At 70.9% G+C, this 18,880-nt stretch carries 18 protein-coding genes; 12 read left to right on the top strand and 6 right to left on the bottom strand.

The features are described 5' to 3' along the window. Nucleotides 1–65 precede the first annotated feature (65 nt). The 3 genes from AB0D53_RS08210 to AB0D53_RS08200 form a co-directional block, all read right to left on the bottom strand. A complete protein-coding gene (locus AB0D53_RS08210) occupies nucleotides 66–1,832 on the bottom strand; it encodes a tyrosine-type recombinase/integrase (protein WP_362441815.1) in 1,767 nt (588 codons plus the stop codon). After that, nucleotides 1,829–2,125 carry a helix-turn-helix domain-containing protein gene (locus AB0D53_RS08205; protein WP_362441812.1) on the bottom strand — a complete coding sequence of 99 codons (297 nt, stop codon included), beginning with the start codon at nucleotides 2,123–2,125 and terminating at the stop codon, nucleotides 1,829–1,831. Before AB0D53_RS08205 ends, AB0D53_RS08210 begins: the two co-directional genes overlap by 4 nt. A gap of 169 nt (nucleotides 2,126–2,294) precedes the next feature. Next, entirely contained in the window at nucleotides 2,295–2,834 is a 540-nt protein-coding gene (locus AB0D53_RS08200; RefSeq protein ID WP_362441809.1) for a helix-turn-helix transcriptional regulator, read from the bottom strand. A 277-nt stretch (nucleotides 2,835–3,111) separates the two neighbouring features. Between AB0D53_RS08200 and AB0D53_RS08195 the strand changes: the two genes are divergently transcribed. From AB0D53_RS08195 to AB0D53_RS08180, 4 genes are all read left to right on the top strand, one after another. Continuing rightward, nucleotides 3,112–4,632 carry a DnaB-like helicase N-terminal domain-containing protein gene (locus AB0D53_RS08195; protein WP_362441806.1) on the top strand — a complete coding sequence of 507 codons (1,521 nt, stop codon included), beginning with the start codon at nucleotides 3,112–3,114 and terminating at the stop codon, nucleotides 4,630–4,632. A 253-nt stretch (nucleotides 4,633–4,885) separates the two neighbouring features. Then, on the top strand, nucleotides 4,886–6,280 hold the full coding sequence (locus tag AB0D53_RS08190; RefSeq protein WP_362441803.1) for a hypothetical protein: 1,395 nt from the start codon (nucleotides 4,886–4,888) through the stop codon (nucleotides 6,278–6,280). Nucleotides 6,281–6,607: 327 nt separating this feature from the next. Beyond that, entirely contained in the window at nucleotides 6,608–6,949 is a 342-nt protein-coding gene (locus AB0D53_RS08185; RefSeq protein WP_362441800.1) for a plasmid mobilization relaxosome protein MobC, read from the top strand. After that, nucleotides 6,946–8,664 carry a mobilization protein gene (locus tag AB0D53_RS08180; RefSeq protein ID WP_362441797.1) on the top strand — a complete coding sequence of 573 codons (1,719 nt, stop codon included), beginning with the start codon at nucleotides 6,946–6,948 and terminating at the stop codon, nucleotides 8,662–8,664. Before AB0D53_RS08185 ends, AB0D53_RS08180 begins: the two co-directional genes overlap by 4 nt. A gap of 110 nt (nucleotides 8,665–8,774) precedes the next feature. Here the strand turns inward: AB0D53_RS08180 and AB0D53_RS08175 are convergent, their stop codons facing one another. Genes AB0D53_RS08175 through AB0D53_RS08165 form a run of 3 tightly spaced genes read right to left on the bottom strand, consistent with a single transcriptional unit; the run spans nucleotide 8,775 to nucleotide 11,360 of the window. Beyond that, nucleotides 8,775–9,689, bottom strand: a complete 915-nt coding sequence (locus AB0D53_RS08175) for an FAD-dependent oxidoreductase (protein ID WP_362441794.1) — start codon at nucleotides 9,687–9,689, stop codon at nucleotides 8,775–8,777. 4 nt (nucleotides 9,690–9,693) lie between these two features. Beyond that, nucleotides 9,694–10,263 (bottom strand): isochorismatase family cysteine hydrolase, encoded by a 570-nt coding sequence (locus AB0D53_RS08170; RefSeq protein ID WP_362441791.1) that lies wholly within the window; start codon nucleotides 10,261–10,263, stop codon nucleotides 9,694–9,696. A 23-nt stretch (nucleotides 10,264–10,286) separates the two neighbouring features. Further along, nucleotides 10,287–11,360 (bottom strand): hypothetical protein, encoded by a 1,074-nt coding sequence (locus AB0D53_RS08165; protein ID WP_362441788.1) that lies wholly within the window; start codon nucleotides 11,358–11,360, stop codon nucleotides 10,287–10,289. A 275-nt stretch (nucleotides 11,361–11,635) separates the two neighbouring features. Between AB0D53_RS08165 and AB0D53_RS08160 the strand changes: the two genes are divergently transcribed. The 8 genes from AB0D53_RS08160 to AB0D53_RS08125 are packed head-to-tail and all read left to right on the top strand — an operon-like array spanning nucleotide 11,636 to nucleotide 18,843. Continuing rightward, entirely contained in the window at nucleotides 11,636–12,103 is a 468-nt protein-coding gene (locus tag AB0D53_RS08160) for an NUDIX domain-containing protein (RefSeq protein WP_362441785.1), read from the top strand. A gap of 3 nt (nucleotides 12,104–12,106) precedes the next feature. Then, nucleotides 12,107–12,754, top strand: coding sequence for a hypothetical protein (locus tag AB0D53_RS08155; RefSeq protein ID WP_362441782.1), 648 nt, complete (start codon nucleotides 12,107–12,109; stop codon nucleotides 12,752–12,754). Next, nucleotides 12,751–14,550: a DUF4254 domain-containing protein gene (locus AB0D53_RS08150; RefSeq protein WP_362441779.1), complete on the top strand. Its 1,800-nt coding sequence runs from the start codon at nucleotides 12,751–12,753 to the stop codon at nucleotides 14,548–14,550. Before AB0D53_RS08155 ends, AB0D53_RS08150 begins: the two co-directional genes overlap by 4 nt. 47 nt (nucleotides 14,551–14,597) lie before the next feature. Continuing rightward, nucleotides 14,598–15,173, top strand: a complete 576-nt coding sequence (locus AB0D53_RS08145; protein ID WP_362441776.1) for a phosphoribosyltransferase family protein — start codon at nucleotides 14,598–14,600, stop codon at nucleotides 15,171–15,173. Continuing rightward, nucleotides 15,170–16,327: a glycosyltransferase family 9 protein gene (locus AB0D53_RS08140; RefSeq protein ID WP_362441773.1), complete on the top strand. Its 1,158-nt coding sequence runs from the start codon at nucleotides 15,170–15,172 to the stop codon at nucleotides 16,325–16,327. The genes AB0D53_RS08145 and AB0D53_RS08140 overlap by 4 nt, the downstream gene beginning before the upstream one ends. Further along, nucleotides 16,324–17,460 carry a hypothetical protein gene (locus AB0D53_RS08135; protein WP_362441770.1) on the top strand — a complete coding sequence of 379 codons (1,137 nt, stop codon included), beginning with the start codon at nucleotides 16,324–16,326 and terminating at the stop codon, nucleotides 17,458–17,460. The genes AB0D53_RS08140 and AB0D53_RS08135 overlap by 4 nt, the downstream gene beginning before the upstream one ends. After that, nucleotides 17,445–18,206, top strand: a complete 762-nt coding sequence (locus AB0D53_RS08130; protein ID WP_362441767.1) for an SDR family oxidoreductase — start codon at nucleotides 17,445–17,447, stop codon at nucleotides 18,204–18,206. The genes AB0D53_RS08135 and AB0D53_RS08130 overlap by 16 nt, the downstream gene beginning before the upstream one ends. Further along, a complete protein-coding gene (locus AB0D53_RS08125) occupies nucleotides 18,199–18,843 on the top strand; it encodes a histidine phosphatase family protein (RefSeq protein ID WP_362441764.1) in 645 nt (214 codons plus the stop codon). Before AB0D53_RS08130 ends, AB0D53_RS08125 begins: the two co-directional genes overlap by 8 nt. The last annotated feature ends 37 nt before the right edge of the window (nucleotides 18,844–18,880 follow it).

Genomic DNA, 18,880 nt, shown 5'->3' with positions numbered 1-18,880 from the left:
TACAACCCTGGCATCACCTGGCCGGCACTCCATTGATTCGCCTCGGCGGGCGGCAACCCGGGGCATTACCAGTCGTCAGTGTCCCCGTATTTCCCTGGATGCCGCGCGCGATCCACAGCCTGTGCACACGCTTCGGCGAAGGCCGCCCCGACGGCTGTCTTGTCCGTGCCTCGCACCTGGGCCTCAACCTCCTGCCCCGTACTGGGGCGTCGGGCCGTGCGCCAAACCGAGGCGCGGTCGGTGTAGCGGTTGGTCTCGAAGTCCCAGGCCAGCACCGACCACTGCTCTGGGACGGCGGTTGCCGCGCGTTCCCCACCGGGGAGGAAAAGAGCTCGGGCGTGGAAGACCACGGCTCGCTCCGGCATGCGATCTCGGATGGCGCTCGTGCCGCCGGGGCCCTGGTGCTCCCACCGCCAGCGGTCCCATTCCTCGACCTCGGCAGTATGGTCGGGCCAGTCCTCGCTCCACCGGGCGACGACCTCGTCGGCGTGTTCGCGGTAGAGGAAGGGAACGCGCCGCTCGCCGAGGCGGGCGACGTGGACCATCAGCTCGACGGGGACCGGACTCTGGCCAGCGTCCGGCGCGGCGCCTTCCACCGCTTGGTCCGTGCCCCACAGGAGGCCGCCGACCTTGGCGGCGGTGTCCTTGAGGACGCGGCTGGTCAGATGCTGGTAGCGGCGCCGCATCCGGGCGGACTTGCCGGGCTCCCAGCCCATGATGGAGTCAACGACCGCGTCAGAGACGCCGAGAATGAGCAGGACCGTCGCCGCAGTGTGGCGGGCGTCGTGAAGGCGGGCATCGCGGACGCCCGCCGCCTTTAGAAGCTCCTTCCACTTGTGGTAGTCGGTGTTCGGGTTCAGGGGCTCGCCGGTGGGTGAGGTGAATACGTACCCCTTCTCCGTCCACAGGTCACGGGCCCGGGCACGCTCGCGGGCCTGCTCCTCGCGGTGCTGCCGGAGGAGCTGGAGCAGCTCGTCAGGGGCGCCGATGGGGCGCTGGCCGGCGCGGGACTTGGCGTTCTTGGTCTCGCGGCGAGTGTTGATCTTCTGGGGGCAGAAGCCCGGCTTGCGTCCGCAGCGATCGCCGCAGCCGTGCTTGTAGCGGGGCCGCAGCCGGCCACGGCGTACGCGGATGACGCCGAGCGCGAAGTCGACGTCGTCCCACTGCATGCCGAGCACTTCGCCCTGGCGCAGGCCGAGGGCGAGCGCGATGACCCAGCGGGCGGTGTTGCGATGCTTGCTCGCTTCGGCGAGGAGGTGCTGGACTTCCTCGACCGTGTACGGCTCGACCTCTTCCTCTTCGATCTTGGGGGCTTTGGCTATGGAGGACGGATTCGAGTTGAGGTGCTGGCGGCGCACCGCCTCGTTCAGCGCCGTGCGGAGCGTGCGGTGGGTCTGGTGGGCGGTGCCGGCAGCGCTGCCGTTGTCCTGCATCTTCTTGTAGAAGCGCTCCAGGTGTTCGGGGTCGAGCTTCTCCAGGCGGTGGGCGCCGAGGCCGGGGATGAGGTGGTGGTAGACCGCCACCCGGTAGCCGTCGATCGTGTTTTCCGAGACGTGCGCGGCGGCGATGTTCTCGACCCAGTGGGTGAGCCAAGTCTTCACGGTCCACGACTGACCGGCCTTGCGGACGGCGCCCTTGTCGCGCTGGCGTTCCAGTTCGCGGACGACCTTGGTGACCTCGGAGCGGGCCTTGCGGCTGACGTGACGCCGGTCCGGAGTGCCGTCGTCCTTGACTCCGACGGTGACGCGGCCGTGCCAGCGGCCGTCCTTACCGAGGTAGATGGACGAGGCGCCGTTGGGCTGGCGGGTCTTGGGCGCGGAGGTTCGCGTCATGCGGCGGCCCCGAAGTCGGTCGCCGACAGACGGCGGGCGAGGAAGTCGTTCACCGCCTCTGCTGGGATGCGGCGCAAGCTTCCGATCTTGACGGAGGCGATCTCGCCAGAGGAGACGTACTCGTACAGCTTGGTGCGGCCGATGCCGATCCTGCGGGCGGCCTCGGCGACGGTGAGGGCGACCAGGGTCGTGTCGCCGGCGGATCGCCGCTCGGCCATCAGGGTGCGCAGGGCGTCTTCGGGAACGTCCAGGATCTGGGCTATCTGGGAAATGGGCAGGCCGGGCTGCGGCATGGGGTACTCCTCCCGCCGGCATCGCGGCGTCGCGGGAGCGGCAACTCCCGTCGGCCTGGCCGGTGGTGTCGTTCAGGGATGGATGGGTTGATGGATGATCGTCGGCGGCGGGGTCGCCGCACGTGAGGTTTCTCGGCGTTCGTAGCGCCGCGGGAGGGGCGGCGGCCGGCTATTCGCCGGTGGGTGGCTGCCCCTGGTTTCGCAGGTGCGCCCGGGACGGGTGCAGGCTCCTCTGCAGGGCTCGTTCTTCGAGCCGGAGGAGTTCGTCGACCTGCCCTCTCTGCTCGGGTCCCTTGTCCCCGTAGGCGTCGAGTTCCATCTGAATCTCGTGCAGGTGCATCTGGTTCCGGTCGATCGCCGCTCGCAGTTGGCGGTACTCCAGCGTCATCTGGACGTACTCATGGGCGAGTTGGCGGATGCGGGGCGTGGCCAGCTCGCCTGGCGGTCCGGTCAGGTCCTGCATGGTGAGGTCGAAGACCTTGCAGAAGCCGAGCGCCTCGTCGAGGTTGACCCTGCGACGGGGTTTGCCGCTCTCGATGCGCCAGATCGCCGACTGGTTGATCGGATGGCCGGCGGCGGCCATCTCCTCGGCGAGCTTCACCGTGCTCCAACCGCGGACCTCGCGTTCCAGCTTGATGCGTGTGGCGACGTGATCCTCCGGCACCGGACGACCGGGGCCGGCGCGCTCCGCGCCTTCCTCGCTGCTCACTCGCACCTCCCTTCACGCGACAACGGGTCCACTGGGGCCAGCGTCCACAACTAAACATCGTTGCGGAGTGAAATGCAAGGCGTTGCGTTGCCGAAAATCTCGGCTATGGTCGTGTTCCGCCGTGCAGCGGTGGACGGATCCGCACACGCAAGCGGCCCCGGTGCTACGAACACCGGGGCCGAAGTAGAGGCTCCACCACATAACCATCCATCCCTGAACGATCGAAACCGGAGGCCGGGGTTGCCGCCCCGTAATGGCCTGCCGGGTGAGGAGCTCTATGCCTCAGGGTACGACCCTGCCGACCCAGACGCCATCCCGCTTCAACGAGGGCCCCATGCCGATGGGGCCTCCGTTCAACATGGACGCCGAGTGCGCGGTCCTCGGCGCCTGCATGCACAAACCCGACATCATCGACGCGGTCCGGCCCATACTCGGGGACGACGCCTTCTACCGGCCCGCGCACGAGACCATCTGGCGCGCGCTCCTCACCCAGCACCGCGAGGACAGGCCGACCGACCCGATCGTCCTCACCGAACTGCTCCGGCAGCAAGGTGACCTGCAACGCGTGGGCGGTCCCGCCTATGTGTCCCAGCTCGCCAACGTGCCCTACGGCACCGGCAGCGCGGAGTACCACGCGGAGATCGTCCGCGAGAAGGCTGACCTGCGCCGCCTGGTGACCTCAGCCCTACGCACCCTCCAGCGGGCCCAGGAGCCCGGCGCGGATCCCGAGGCAATCCGCAGCGAGGTCGAAGCGGACGTACGCGCCGAACGCGAGCGCGCACTCGCCTCGGGACAGGGGCGCCTGTCGCGCTTCGCCACCGACGGGTGGTCGTTCGTCAAAGAGAGCGGCGCGGATACCGAGCCGCTGTGGGGCACCCGCGAGAAGACCGTCTGGGCCCCCGGCGAGAGCCTGATGATCGTCGGCGCGCCGGGCGTCGGCAAGACCACCCTGGCCCACCAGGTGATCTTCGCCCGCCTTGGCCTTCAGGAGACCGTCCTGGAGATGCCCGTCGCCCCCAGCCGACGCGTGCTCTACCTGGCGATGGACCGGCCCAAACAGATCGCCAAGGCCATGGCCCGCCGCGTCTTCCCCACCGACGAGAAGATCCTGCGCGAGCGGCTCGTGGTCTGGGAGGGGCCGCTGCCCGCCACTCTCGACAAGGAGCCCGACCTCCTCGCCGACCTTGCCGCCGCCCACCAGGCCGACACCATCGTGATCGACAGCCTCAAGGACGCGGTCAGCACGATGGTCGACGACAGTCTTGCGGTCGCCTTCCACAACGCCCGCATGCGCGCCCTGCGCAACGGCGTGGAGATCATGGAGCTGCACCACCAGCGCAAGGCCACCGCCGACGCACCGCGCGGCCAGCGCCCCAGCCTGGACCAGGTCTACGGCTCCACCTGGTTCACCGCCGGCGCGGGCAGCGTCCTGTTCGTCACCGGCCGCGCAGGCGATCCCGCGGTCACCCTGCACCACCTCAAGACTCCCACCGGTGAAGTCGGACCCCTCGACGTCACGCACGACCACGTACGCGGCACCACCATCGTCGACCCCACCAAGGACCCCGCCGTCCTGCTGCGCAACGCCCCCAACGGGCTGACCGCACGAGACCTGGCGACCATCCTCATCGGTGGCGGTGACCCCGAACGAGCCGACATCGAGAAGGCGCGACGCCACCTCAGCCGCCTCGTCGACAGCGGCCTGGCCACCAAGGCCGACGGCATCGCCGGAGGGGTCGGAGGCGGCCAGCAGGCCCGCTACTACGCCTCCGCCCGCCACCTCTCCTCCGTCGGCTGACCTCCCCGCCGACGCTCTTGAAGCGTTCACGAGGGCGTACACGCGGCCCCCACGCCCACGCACCCTCGCGAACCGCTCACAGCGCACACGCTCACCGTAAAACCGCAGGTAGAGCGATCACGCGAGCGTCCACGCCGTACACGCTCCCAAGCGATCACGCGCGGGGCCCCCTTTAGAAGGGGGCCCGCGTGAACGCCCCCCTCCGTGAACGCCGTGATCGTCTCCCCAGCCTTTCCTCGGAGTAGACCCGCACATGCCGCCCGCAATACCCGAAACACTCGCCGCCGCCTCGCTCCCGTACACCGACAGCCCGCTCCTGCCCGCAGCCGTCCTGGCCGTCGTCGCCGGCGCGCTGCTCGCGGGCCTGAGGGCCCGACGCGGCCGACACCTCCCCCGTGATCGGCAGCGGCGTCTCTCGGCTGCCGTCGTCACCGCCACCGTGGCGGCGCTCGTGTGCACCGCCTACAGCGCGGACACGAGCTGGCGGTTCGCCGCCCACTACCTCGACATGCGCAACACCGCCGAGCGCGCCGCGATGTTCGCCGCCGCTGAACTCGCCCTGTTCTCGATGGCCCTGATGGCCCGGCAGAACCTGCACGGGCCGAGGCAGGCGGCCGGTCTGCCCGGGGCCCTCGTCTGGGTGATCACCGCCATGCAGACCATTCCCGCCTACGCCGAGTCCGGCCCGATCGGCGGCACCGTACGCGCCTTCACCGGCCCGGTGATGGCAGCCGTGCTGTGGCACCTGGCCATGGGAATCGAGCTGCGCCAGCGGACCCCCGACGCTGCCTCCCTCGGACTCGCCGCCGTCCTCACGCGGCAGGCCCGCGAGCGGCTGCTCGCCCGCCTGGGGATCGTCGAGCAGGACCAGGGCGCCGCCGACATCGTCCGTGACCGGGCCACACAGCGAGCCGTCGCCCTGGCTGCCCACCTTGCCGAGATGACGCCCAGGCAGCGAACAGAACAGGCAGGTCGGCGCACCGTACGCCGCCTGTCCAAGGCCCTCGCCCGCTCCGGCATCGACGCCGACCCGCTCCGCAACGAGCAGCTGCTGCGCCAGCTCGCCACCCGCCGTCAAGCAGCCGCCCTGGCCACTATCGACCTGCCCGAGCGCTGGGCCCCGCCCGTCGGGCAGCCCGTCAACCTGCCCGCCGCGCAGCCCGGACCCTCTCGGGCAGAAGCCGACGGGCAGGCAGACCGCAACGAGCTGGCGGACTGCAACGGGCAGACAGACCGCGACAGGCGGGCAGAAGACCACGCCCGCCCGCACCCGTCAGATCTGGCCGACGGGGAACCCCACTCGGGCACCCGCCCGAATCCCACAGCCCGCTACGGCCCGAAAAACGCGGCCCGCCCGAGTCTGGCCACCTGCCCTCAGGAAGCAGTTCCGCGGCCCACGGGCAGCGCCTCACACGCACCGGCGCCCAAGCGCCACACGCCGAAGCCGAAGCGGTCCGGCCGCAAGTCCAGCGCCTCCGACGAAGTCATCCTCAAGTTCGCCCGCCGCGTGTACGAGGAGACCGGCAGCGTCGGACGGGACCGAGTGGAGGACGCCGTACGCGACGCCGGCTACAGCATCTCCAGCAACGACGCAGGCCGAGTCGTCCGCGAGTTCAAGTCCCGACTCGGAGCCACGCCAGGTTCCTGATCTCCGAAACCGCAACAACTCACCGCAGCGATGACCTGAGACGGAGATTCAGTGCACGTTCCCCACCACGAACCCGCCGTGTCCCAGCAGCAGCCGACCACCACCCCAGCAACAGGCGGAGCAAGTTGTCCCGGGAGCAATGCTCCCGGAGTTCCCGCCCCAGAGGTTGCGGGACCAGTCCTGCGCCAGGGGGCACCGGACCGGCAGGCTGCGGCCGAGGGCGGACCGCAGCCTGGAGAGGGACGGCAGGCCGAATCCCTTTCGCGGCGGCGTCAGCGCGCCCGCCAGCCGAAGCCCCGCAAGCGCCTGCACCAGCCCAGTTGCCGCATGAACGACGCCGAATACAAGCGCTTCACCGACGCAGCAGCTACGTGCCAGATGACCAATGCCGCCTTCCTCGCCTACGCCGTCGACAAGGCCGCCCGCGACCTGACCCGCACCGCCGCCGAGATCGCCACCGAACGGGAAGTCCTCAACGAGGTGTTCGCCGCCCGCCGACACCTGGGTCGCATCCACGGGCTGTTCAACCAGGTCGCCAAAGCCCTCAACTCCGGCGCCGACGCACCCCACCTCGACGCCACCGCCCAGGCCGTCCTGAGCGCGGCCCGCCGGATGGAGGATGCGGCCGATACCCTGCTCGCCCACCGGGACGGCGGTGCCCCGGCGTGATCCCCCGCATCCACAAGCGCGGCAGCGAGACGATCGGCCTGATCCGCTACCTGTACGGTCCCGGCACCCACGAAGAGCACACCGACCCGCACCTGGTGGCGGCTTTCGACCCGCTCACTCCCGACCCCGGCCGCGACCCGCAGGTCACCCACGGGCAGCTTCAGCGGCTGCTCGACCAGCCCGTCAACGTCCTGCCCGCCGGCCGGCGTCCCAAGAAGCACGTGTGGCACCTGTCCGTACGTGCCAGCCCCGAAGACCCGACGCTGTCGGACGACGACTGGGCAGCGGTCGCCCGCCGCATGGTCGCTGCCACCGGCATCGCCCCCGACGGCGACGATGCCGCCTGCCGGTGGGCGGCCGTCCGGCACGCCGACGACCACATCCACATCATCGCCACCCTGGTTCGCGACGACGGCCGACGGCCCCGCCTGCACAACGAAGCCCGCCGCGCCCAGACCGAGGCCCGCCTCATCGAAGCGGAATACGGCCTGCGCCGGATCACACCCGGCGATGGCACTGCCGCCAAGCGGCCCACCAGCGCCGAGCGCCACAAAGCCGAACGCCGCGGCCGGCAGCGCACCCCGCGCGAGGAACTGCGGGAGGCGGTCCGTCGCTCGGTGGCCGGTGCGGCGGGCGAGAAGGAGTTCTTCGACCGCCTCGGCGCGGCCGGCCTGCTCGTCCGGCACCGTATCGCGCCATCGGGCGACACCCTCGGCTACACCGTCGCCCTACCCGGCGACCGTAACGGCATAGGCGAGCCAGTCTTCTACTCCGGCTCCAAGCTCGCCCCGGACCTCTCCCTGCCCCGCATCCGCGAACGCTGGACCCAGAACCCGGACGACCCCACCCAGCAGCCTGCCTTGCCGTCGGTGACCGGGCCCGCGTCCGCACGTCGACGCACCACCGGCGCCGCCTGGCGGGCGTTGCTCATCATCGACCACGGTGACGACGGCATCATCGCCGCACAGATCGCCGCCACCGGCGAAGTCCTCGACGCCCTCGCCCAGACGTCCGCCGCCCATACCCGCCACGAACTCCAGGCAGCAGCCACCGCGTTCGAACGCGCCTCCCGTTCCCACGTCCGCGCCGTACGCGGCCACGACCACGCCCTGCGCCGAGCCGCCCGCGACCTCGTCCACAGCGGCCCGGCCCTCGGCCGAGGTGAAGACGGCGCCACCACCGCGATGGTCATCGACATGCTGGTCTTCCTGATCACCGCCACCGCGCACTGGTACGCCAGGAAACAGCACGCCCAGCAGGCCGAAGCCGCCCACCGAGCCGCCGCGCACCTTCGCGCCGCCTACCCGGCCGCCGCCGGCCACCCCATGGCCCTGCTCCACCAGCAGGGCAGCCGCCTGGCCCCCTCCTGGCAACACCACCACGCCACCGCCGTACGCCACGCCCTGCCCGAACAAGCCGACCGCATCCTGGCCGAACCCGGCTGGCCCGCCCTTGCAGCAACCCTCCAGGAAGCCCGAACCACCGGCCACAACCCCACCACCCTGCTCACCCAGGCAGCTGCCCTACGAGAACTGGACACGGCGGAACACATAAGCGACGTGCTCGTGTGGCGGCTGCGGCAGATGGCCGACCTCCCCGCTGATCCCCAGAATTCCCAGGACCGGCGCGCCAGCGGCGCCCGCGCCGTCTCCGCGCCAGGACACCCCGCCCACATGGGAACCAGGCCCGCGAACGGTTCCCCGCGACAGCGCTGAACCATAAAACCGAGCGGTACCGCTTGTCGCTGCCTCGCCATCATGGGCGGATGACGCGCAGCGATGCCGATCTGAACGCTCTCCTTCGCCGCCGTACCGCACTGCCGTGGTCAGCCCTTGGCAGGCAGCTCCCGAGCCGCGTAGTAAGCGTGTAGTGCGGCCTCGCTTCCGGAGCCCAGGGCGGTCATGATCCGTTGGAAGCGGGCGGAGCGGAGGTCGCCGGCCACGATGACGCGGGAGTGCTGGTCGGTGGGCGGGCAGTATCCGTCCGGGCCACGGGTCAGGTCTCCGTGTGGGGCGGTGGGCGCGTTTCCGATGCTGAGGTAGGCGGCATCCGCCGTGGTCGTCTGCCGTGCACCGTTCTGGCCCACCGCTTCCGCTGACACCGAGGCGCCTTCTCCGCGGTTCAGCGTCAGGTGCTCAACGGGGAGGAGCGTGACGCGGGGGTCTTCTCGGATCTCCTCGATCTTGTACGCGTCGGCGGCCGGGTACGCCACAAGCAGGCGGGTGTCGGTGGTCGGGTTGGCGCGCAGGAAGGTGCCGATCGGGCGGTCGCCGCCGAGGACGAGGAGGGTGCGGCCTTCGGCGTCATCCGCCTCGGCCTGCCAGAGCGGGGGCAAGGTCAGGCCGTCGGGGGCGGTGATCCAGGCGGCGTCGCGGGGCTGGAGGGGGCCGACGCCGGTGGCGACGATGACGTACGGGGCGGTGAGGCGGGTGCTGGCGTCGACCGTGGCGGTCACCTGGTCGTCATCGGCGCGGAGTTCGGTGACGTGTCGGCCGAGTTCGAGGCGGCACAGCTCCGTGCTCTTCAGTTCCGCGACGATGGAGTTGGCGAGCTCGGCGCCGCTGGTGTAGCCGCCGAGGACGTTGTTCAGGGCCGGGATCCGGTAGAGGTTGCGGCACAGCCGGTCCGGCTCGATCAGGATCGAGCGCATGCCGACGCTGGCGGCCATGCGGGCGGCGGCGCAGCCGGCCGGGCCGCCGCCGATGATGATCAGGTCGGTGTCGTACAGCGTTTCGGCCATGGGGCTATTCCAGCACCGGGGCCCCGGCGTACGCAGTGAGTTGGCCGATCACGTGGTCGCTGGTGACGAGTTGGCCGGTTCCGATCAGGCGGCGGGCGACGAGGAGGCCAGCGTCGTGGACGTCGAGTCCGGCGTCGCTGGCGCAGGCATCGGTGACGATCCAGGGCGCGTAGCCGTGTTCGAAGGCGTCGGCGGCGGACTTCAAGACGCAGCTCTCGGTGGCGATCCCGCAGAAGAAGAGGTCGGTCCAGCCAGCCCGGCGGATCAGTTCGGAAGCCTCCGGAGTGAGGAGCGTGTATCCGGTCTTGTCGACGACCGTGTGTGCGTGGGCGGCAGCCTCGGCGAGCTCGGGGACGATGTCGGTCTCGGGCGCTTTCTGGAGCCGGTGCCACTGGAAGAAGCGCTCGTAGGGGCTGTCCGGATAGTTGAAGTACCGGGTGAAGATCACGGGTCGGCCGGCGGCGGACCACTGGGCGACCAGCTCGGAGACCGCGGGCACGGCGTGGCGGCTGTGGTGGTTCACGAAGCCGTTCTGCATGTCGATCACGACCAGCGCGGCGCTGTTGATGTCCATCCGGTCTCTCCTGCCCAGGGTTCTCAGCCGACGCTCTCGCGCAGAGCGTCCTGTGCGGCGCGCAGCCGTTCGGCCAGCCCGCTGGTCTTCATAATGGCCTCCCGCATGAGGACGTGTTGCGCGGTCTCCTGGGCGCGGGCGGTGGTGAGCCGGGAGGTGGCGGCGCGCAGGAAGCGCCAGCCGTACTGCTCGGGCATGGAGGGGTCCTGGCTGTCCTCGATCATCTGCTGGACCTGGCGGGTGAAGCACCACAGGGCCTGGACGGTCAGCTCGCAGGCGACCAGCTCGTCGATGGTGAGGCCGCGCTCACGGGAGTGGGAGGCGTAGGCGACGCCGGACCAGCCGGCGTAGCCGGTGGAGACTCCCCGTACGCCGAAGGACACGATGTCCGGGTGGTCGAAGCCGGTGGCGAGGAGCGATGCCTCGACCGTGCCGTCCAGGGGCGCGGGCCCGCCCGGGGCTCCGCGGTCGACCAGGACCGAGGGTGTGGACAGCAGGCGCAGGGCGGTGTCGTAGGCGTCTCCGGTCCAGGGTGCGGAGGCAAGCCAGTAAAGGGAGAGGACGTACTCGGGGTTGGGGATGCGGTCGTGGTCCTCGTCCAGGAGGTCGCGGAGCTTGTTCCGTGCCCAGGGCAGGTCGGAGGCGTACGAGCGGTAGCGCCAGACGGCGAGGTCGGTGAGTGCGGGAGGCTCGTGCGGTTGGACGAGGTGAAAGACGGCGGCTCCGCACGCGAAGACGTGCAGAACGCAGTCCTGCGATTCGGGGTGGTCCACGCGGGCCGAGGAGGACTCCAGCCACTGGTCGTCCGCGCTCGGCGTCATGTGCGCGCGGAGCCGGCCAGCGCGCTCGACGCCGATGAAGACCGGCAGGAACTTGTGGGAGTCGACTCCGATCCGGCCTGTGACGGGTGGGCCAGCGCCGTTCGTTCCCAGGGCTGCCTCGAACCGGGCCTTCACGTCGTTCGATGCGCGGCCGAGCGCGGTGTCTAGGACGGCTTGAGATTCACCGCGAGGCTGGTAACTCGCCCCGCCACCTTCCCAGTTCGATACAGTCCGGTCGCTCACGCCCAGGTAGGCGGCGAAGTCCCGCAGGCTCATGCGCAGGGCGTCGCGTAACAGCCGGGCTTCCCGGCCGGACCATCGCTGCACCGTGACCACCGTCGTACCCCCTGTCCGTCACCCGGTGGAACGCCGAAACGCCCAGCGTAGCCAGCTGCGTTCAGCAGTGGTGCGGCATTGCTGCAGCACGCCTACGTCACACCCCGTCACCGACTTGCATCATGCTGAGTTCACCGAGCCGGAGAGGCGCCGGACGCGACCAGGCGGCCCTCCGCCCGATCTCTCCTGTACCACCACCTGAAGGAGCAAACGGCATGACCGACATCGTCAAACGCAACGCCCGCGCCATCCTCCTCGACGGCGACGAACTCGTCCTCATCAAGCGCACCAAGCCCGGGAGGGAGCCGTACTGGGTGTCGGTCGGCGGAGGGGTCGAGGAGGACGACGCGACCATCGAGGCAGCTCTGCACCGGGAGGTGTTCGAGGAGCTGGGCGGCAAGCTGGAGCGCGCCGAGCTCGTCCACCTGATCACCGACGAGCTGGAGTGCGGCGTCGGCGTGCAGCACATCTTCGCCGCGCGCCTGGAGTCGATGGACCTGACCGCGCGTACAGGGACGGAGTTCTCCAAGCCGGAGCGGGGCGGGTATGAGGTGGTCCGCGTGCCGTTCACCGTCGAGGCCGTCCGCGAGCTGAACCTGATGCCGCCGCAGCTCGCCGACTTCATCGCCGCGAACACGGACGCGATCGTCTCCGTCCTCGACACCCCGATCCGCGAGGCGTGAGCAATGGCGCAGGTCCCGGACTTCGTCAGCCTCAACGGCCCTGACAACGTGGGCAAGACGACCCACCTGGTGCGGCTGGCCGGGCGCTGGGCTGGCTTCCAGCCGCTGGGGTCGGTCCACGAGCACGACCCCGAGCCGTGGGCACGGGTGGCGGCCGGCGACTACGCCCGGTGGTGGTTCGAGACTTCCACGACCGTCGAGCTGACTGAGATGCTGCTCGCCGGCCACGCCAAGCGGGCCGCCGCCCGCGAGGCCGGCCGTACGGGGCTGCTGGACAGGGGCCTGCCCATGCTCCTCGCTGTGGCCACCGCGACCTGCGTGGTCAAGGACGGGCTGACGGTCGGCGAGGCGTTCACGACCGTGATGGGCATCGCCGGTTCGCGGGCCACCGTACCGGAGACCGCGTTCCTCCTGCTGCCGTCCCTCGACGCCGAACGCGGCTACGCCATCACGAGCGCCCGCGAGGGCCGCCCTTGGACCGGGGTGTACCCGGCCTATCAGAAGACGCTGCACGCGGTCCTGCTCCACCAGGTCGACCACGGCGCATACACCGCGGTCGTGGACTGCGAGGGCCTCTCGCTGGACGACGTCCACGCCGACGTACTCGGCCATGTCGGCCTTCCACGACTCACCGACGGGAGTCCCCGATGACCCAGAACTCTCCGCCCCTGGTCCTGCCACCTGGTCTGTCACGGGCCATAGCCACGCTCCAGGACAAGGACCGGCATCGCCTGGACGACACCGTCACCTGGCTCCACACCGTCAACGGACGCCTGTGGAACGCCGAGGACCGGGTGCGCGGCGCCTTACTCTCCGCCGCCCAGGTCGCCGACTGCAAGCGGGAGATCGATCAGCTCAACGCCGAACGCAACGCGCTCGCCGAGCGGGCCGACGAGGTCCTCGGCTCGCTGGCGGACGCGGGCCGCGCCGACGCGCCGCTGCACACCGAGACGCTCGCCTCCGTCGTCGACCGCTTGTCGGTCCTGACGCTGCGGATCTGGCACAGCGAGCGGGCGGCGGCCCAGGACGAGCTGGCCCGCCGGCGCGTCCCCGCCCTCCACGGCCAGCAGGAGGAGCTGTGCGCCGCCCTCGACGCGCTGGTCGCCGATGTCGTGGCCGGCCGCCGTCGGCTTCCCGTACCGGCCCGCTTCAAACTGTACGGTCGGGACGACGCCGCCCCGACGGAGGTCAAGCCGAGCCGGCACCTGCGCCGGGTTCTCGCCTTCGGTGGGCTGAGCGAGTGTGGCAAGAGCACCAGTGCCGAGTTCGTCCAGCGCACGTGTGGTGCCCAGCGTCTCAAGATCGGCTTTCTGTTGCGGCAGGCGGCCCACCGGGAGGGCCTCGCGGACCCGTACGCGCTCTCGGCCCACCGGCAGGCTGAACTGCTGCTCGGCGAGCTGAACCGCTTCGCGGACGCCCACATCGACATGAGGCTGTTCACCATCGAGTCCGTCCACGACGACGCCTCGATCGCCGCGCTCAAGCAGCTCATGGGCGACACGCTCCAGATCGTCTATCTGGATGCCTTCTTCGCTGTACGCGTCGAGCGGTCTGGCACTCCGGCCCAGGCCGTTGCCGCGAAGGACGAGATCAAGATGAGCCGCGGCGCCCACCAAGTCGCCGCGCTCGCCGACCACGTCATCGACAACACCGGCAGCATCGCCGCCCTCCGCGCCCGCCTCCGGCGCATCGCCGCCCCGCCCGTCGCCACAACACTGCGTGTGGCCACCCCGTACGGGCTGGGCCTGCCGGCCGCCGTCGCCTCGGCGACGGCCGACTTCACCGACGCGGTACGGGAGTACGGTCTCGGCGTCCGGCTCGTCGCCCTAACCGGAAGCCCCGGCGAGGGCAGCTGGATCGCTGGCTGGTCCGACCTGGACCTCCTCGTGATCGCCGAACACGAGGCCATCGGGCGGGTCCACGAGGCCCTGGAGCAGTACCGGACCGCCCTGGGCGGTGCGGCCTCCGTCGGCCCCACCCTCGTCACCCCTGGCGAACTGACCGCACGGCGCCTCACCCCGCGCCTGGCGTTCGTCCTCCACCAGCTCCAGCAGGGCAGCCCCGTCCTGCACACCGCACCCGGCCTCGAACTGCCGACCATCGGCCGAGACGAGCTCGCGTTCGCCGCCGTCCGCGAACTCCCGCAGGTCATGCTGACCATGCGCCGCCTGCGCGCCGACGCGGAGCCGACCACCCTGCGGCAGCTCTACAAGCACCTGGTGCTCGCCTGCCGCCTCCTCCTGCGCGAGCACAACCAGTGGGAGTCCGGTCCCGACCGGATCCTCGCAGCGGCCTCCCGCCTGCCGGGCCTGCCCGCTGTGTCGGTGCCTTTCCTGGCCGAGATTGCCAGTGCCTGGCGCGACGGCGACGCCGAGATCGTCCTCAAACCCGTCACCACGGCCGTCGATCAGCTCCTCACCTGGTACGCCTCCCAGCTCACCGCCTGAACGGCCTTCCTTTCCTTCCTCTTTCTCCGTCCGACAGGAGCTTCGCCATGCCCGAAACCATCGCCGCGCCCTCGTTCTCCGCCCGGATCGTCGAGCGCCTCAGCGTCGGAGCCACGAGCCGCCGCGAGCGCGTCATCCACTCCTTGGACGGCCTGGAGCACCCGGTCCACCCCGACACCCTGGCCCACACCGGGGCCGACCTATGGCGTCTGCTCCAGGAGCAGGTGCCGGACGGACTCGACTCCGTGGACTTCCTCCTCGGCCTGGACGCCGGCGGCATCCTGCCGACCGTCTCCCTCGCAAGCGCCGCCCACCTCCCGTACAAGATCGCCTGGAAGCTCCACCTCCCCCTCGACGGCGCGGTCCGCTTCAGCGAGCCCCACGCGATGCGCACCGACGTTTTCGCGTACGGCATCGCCCCTGGCCAGCGGATCGTCATCGTCGACGACGAGATCACCACCGGCCGGACCCTGGCCGACCTCACCTGCCGCCTCCGCGAGGCCGGCGCCGTCCCGCTGGCGGCGGCCTGCCTGGTGGAGGACACCACCCGCGGAGCCCGCGACCTGCTCACCGACCTCGGTCTGCCGCTGGTCTCGCTCACCACGATCGAGGGCGTGGCATGACCACGGTCGCCCCGGCGGGGATCCGGTTCCACCCCGGTTCCCTGGTCGTCCCTGCCGAGGCCGTCCACACCACCCCACTCGGGTACGACCGGGATGGCGTTCCCATCGGCGCACCGCTCCCGCTCGCCGCCTCCGCCGAGCTCGTCCAACGCCTGAGCGGGTGTGGTGAGGTCGTGGTGGCTTTCGAGGGGAAGCTCGGCGATACCCTCCTCGCGCTGTCGGGGGTGCGGGCGGTCCTCGACTGGCTGCGGCTGCGCTCGGTTCGCGTGGCCGTCCGGACAGTGGGTCCGTACGTGGGGCTGATCGCCCGCACCGGGCTGCTCACGCGGCCCCAGGCCACCGCGCCCAGCGGCTGGCGGGCCGTGATCGGCGACCGCGCGGGGGTTGAGGCACAGGGCTCGACGTCGGCGGTGAGCCTGGTGCTCGATCCGGCCGCCCCGCCCTGCTGGTTGACCGACGGCCGTGCCCACCCGGACCTGCCCGCCCGTCACTACCTGGCGATGGAGCGCCGCCTCGGCATCCGCCTGCCCGCAACGGCCCCCTTCGCTCCCGCCCTCGCGACCGGCCCGAACAACCTCGTGGAGGAACTACGCTCGGTGGGCTGGCTGGGCGACCTGAACATCGCCGCCATCACCGCCACCAGCTGGCCGGAGCGCAAGGACTACACCGCCCAGCGCTACATCACCCTGGCCGAGCACATCGCCGAGGCCCACCAGGCCCAGGCCCGGTTACTGCTCATTGGCGGCAACCCGGGCGACGGCCTCCGCATCACCGCAGAGGCGCCTCGACGCCACGTGCAGGTGCTCCGCCTCGACGGGATGCTGGCCGACCACCTCGCCGACCTCTTCCCGCACTGCCACCTGATCGTCGGCAACGACACCGGCCTCACCCACCTCGCCGCGATGGCGCGCGGCGGGGAGTGCAGCGGCCCGCCGGTCATCGGCCTGTACGCGCGCCACAGCCACAGCAAGTGGCGCACCGGCCTGCCGCACCATCACGCCGTCGCCACCGACCTGTCCAACCGCATGCACCAGGGCGACCTCTGCCCCGTCCGCGACGCCATCGCCCCGGACACGGACGTGCATATGGACGCCTTCCCGCCCGCTGCGCTGGCCCAGGTCGGCCTGGAACTCCTCGACGGGGTGAGGCCATGACCATCCGGCTTCCCATCCGGCTCGGTCCGGTACGGCGCTTCACCCGCAACCTGCTCTGCCCCGTCGACTTCCTCGGCCGCCCGCTGCTCCTGAAGTACACCCGCAATGCGACCGAGGCCCGCGAGGAGATCCGCGGCCATGCCCGCCTGGCCCGGCACTACCGCGTCCCTGCCCTCCACACCCACCTGCGCGTGCCGGGCGGGCACCTCCTCGCGTACGAACGCCTCCCCGGCGGCACCGACCAGGGCCTCCTGCTCGACCTCCTCAACACGGACCAGCCGAGCAGTGACCTCCACACATACATGGACCGGCTCACGACCGCATACCGCGAGGTCATCCTCGCGACAGCATGGCCGGCCGATCCGGCGCACGTCGTCCGCAAGCTGTACTGGGACCGCGCGGCACCCGGCGGCCGGCTCGACACGTACTACGCCGGCAAGGACTTCCTGATCGCCGACGGCCTCATCGACGTCCCGGTCTCCCGCCTCGACACCTACACCCTGAACATCAACGGACTCCGACACCACCTGGACTGGGCCGCCACCCTCCGCTGGCTCCGAGCCCACTTCGCCACGGCCGAGCCGGTCTGGGTGGCCCTCACCCAGGGCGATCCCACCGACGTCAATCTGGCCCACCCGCTCGCCTGGTTCGACTACGACACCGCCGGAATGAACAGCATCCCCGGCGAGTTCGCCAACTTCCTCTGGTACGCCTCCACCCTCGGCGGCTGGCTCGTCCCCACGTACAACCCGACCGCCTTCGCCGACCACCCCGCCACCTTCACCCACGTCCCGGCCAACACCCCCGAGCTCCGGCGAGCGGACATCGACCACACCACGAGCACCATCCACATCGGCTACGCCCCGCGCCTCTCGGCTCGCCGGCGAGTCGCCGTGACCGCGTACTGGAACCAGCTCGTGCAGCCGGTCGCCGACCGGCTCTGGCCGGGCGCGGACCTGAAGAATCTGCTCCGCCCCTACCTGGCCATGCGCATCCTCGGCGTCTACAACCTGGCCGACCTGGCTCCCGAGGACCGGCTCGTCCTCCTCGCCCGGCTCGCCGAGGCCGTGAGCCCCACGTTCGACCCGACCACCTACTTCTGCCCGCTGGAGTCGCCATGCCCGGCCCCTTGAACAGCCGCATCGCCCTGGTCACCGGAGCCACCGGCGGCCTCGGCTTGGCCATCGCCCGCCGCCTCGCAGCCGACGGCGCGAACGTCGCCCTTGCCCACTTCAACGACGACCAGGCCGCAGCCGAACTCACCGCCCACATCACCGACAGCGGCGGCACCGCCGTCCCCCTGGGAGCCGACCTCCGCGACACTGAGTCCGTACGCGCCCTCTGCCACCGAGCCCGAGACGCACTCGGCCCGATCGACATCCTGGTCAGTAACGCCGGTGCCTACCCCCGCCGGCCGTGGCCGGAGACGACGCCGACCCGCTGGGACGAGGCCCTGGCCACCAACCTGACCAGCCACTACCTCCTCGCCCACGAACTCACTCCCACCATGATGGCCGCCGGCTGGGGCCGGATCATCACCATCGGCTCCGTCCTCGCCACGGCGGGCCGCCACAACCTGTCCGGCTACATCAGCGCCAAGGCCGGCCTCGAAGGACTCACCCGCGCCCTCGCCCGCGAACTCGGCCCCGCCGGCATCACCGCGAACTGCGTCGCCCCCGGCTCCATCCGCGTCCCCGCCGAGGACACCGTCGTCGACGACCCGGAGGCCATGACCGCCCGGCAGCTCGCCCGCCAGTGCGTCCAGCGCCGAGGCCGCCCGGACGACGTCGCAGCCGCCGTCGCCTTCGTCGCCACCAACGACGCCGGCTTCATCACCGGCCAGACCCTGCGCGTCGACGGAGGCTGGATCCTTGGCTGACATCTGGCTCATGCGCCACGGCGCCTACGAAGGCCACCGCCCCGGCTACCACGCCCCGCACGAGGCCGCCCTCACGCAGGAGGGCCGCGACCAGGTACGCCGCTCCCTCCCCCTCCCCGAGGGCATCACCGCGATCGTCACCAGCCCGATCCCCCGTGCCCGTCAGACCGCCACCCTCGTCTCGCACCTAACGGGCCTGCCGATCGTTGCCATCTCCGGCCTTCTCGCCGAATGGCGCGCACCCAGCATCGTCCTCGGCCGCACCGCCGAGACCTACCCGCCGGCCTACCGCGCCTGGCGAGCCCGCCGCCTCGCCAACCCCTCCCTACGCTGCGAAGACGGCGAAAGCCTCACCGACCTCCACACCCGTGCCCGCCACTGCGCCGCCTTCCTCCACCACGCCGCCCAACGCCACGGCCCCCTCCTGGCCGTCTCCCACACCCTCCTCCTCGGCGTCCTCTCCCACCCCCAGGAAGGCCCCGCCGCATTCACCACCGCAGCGAAGGCGCCCTGGCAGTTCGCCGAGATCCGTCTCCTGCCCGCCCACCAACGTGGCCTGGTCCAGGGATTGGAGAAGGCCGTCTTGGAGAGTCTGCGATCGAGCTTTTCCACACACGTCGATGTGCTAGCCGAATGATCTGACACCGGGACGGGGACATGCCCTGCAACGCGGC

This window comes from Streptomyces sp. NPDC048295 (assembly GCF_040652135.1).
Taxonomy (GTDB): domain Bacteria; phylum Actinomycetota; class Actinomycetes; order Streptomycetales; family Streptomycetaceae; genus Streptomyces.
The sequence above is the reverse complement of the archived record's forward strand: the minus strand, read 5'-3'. Positions and strand labels throughout refer to the sequence as shown.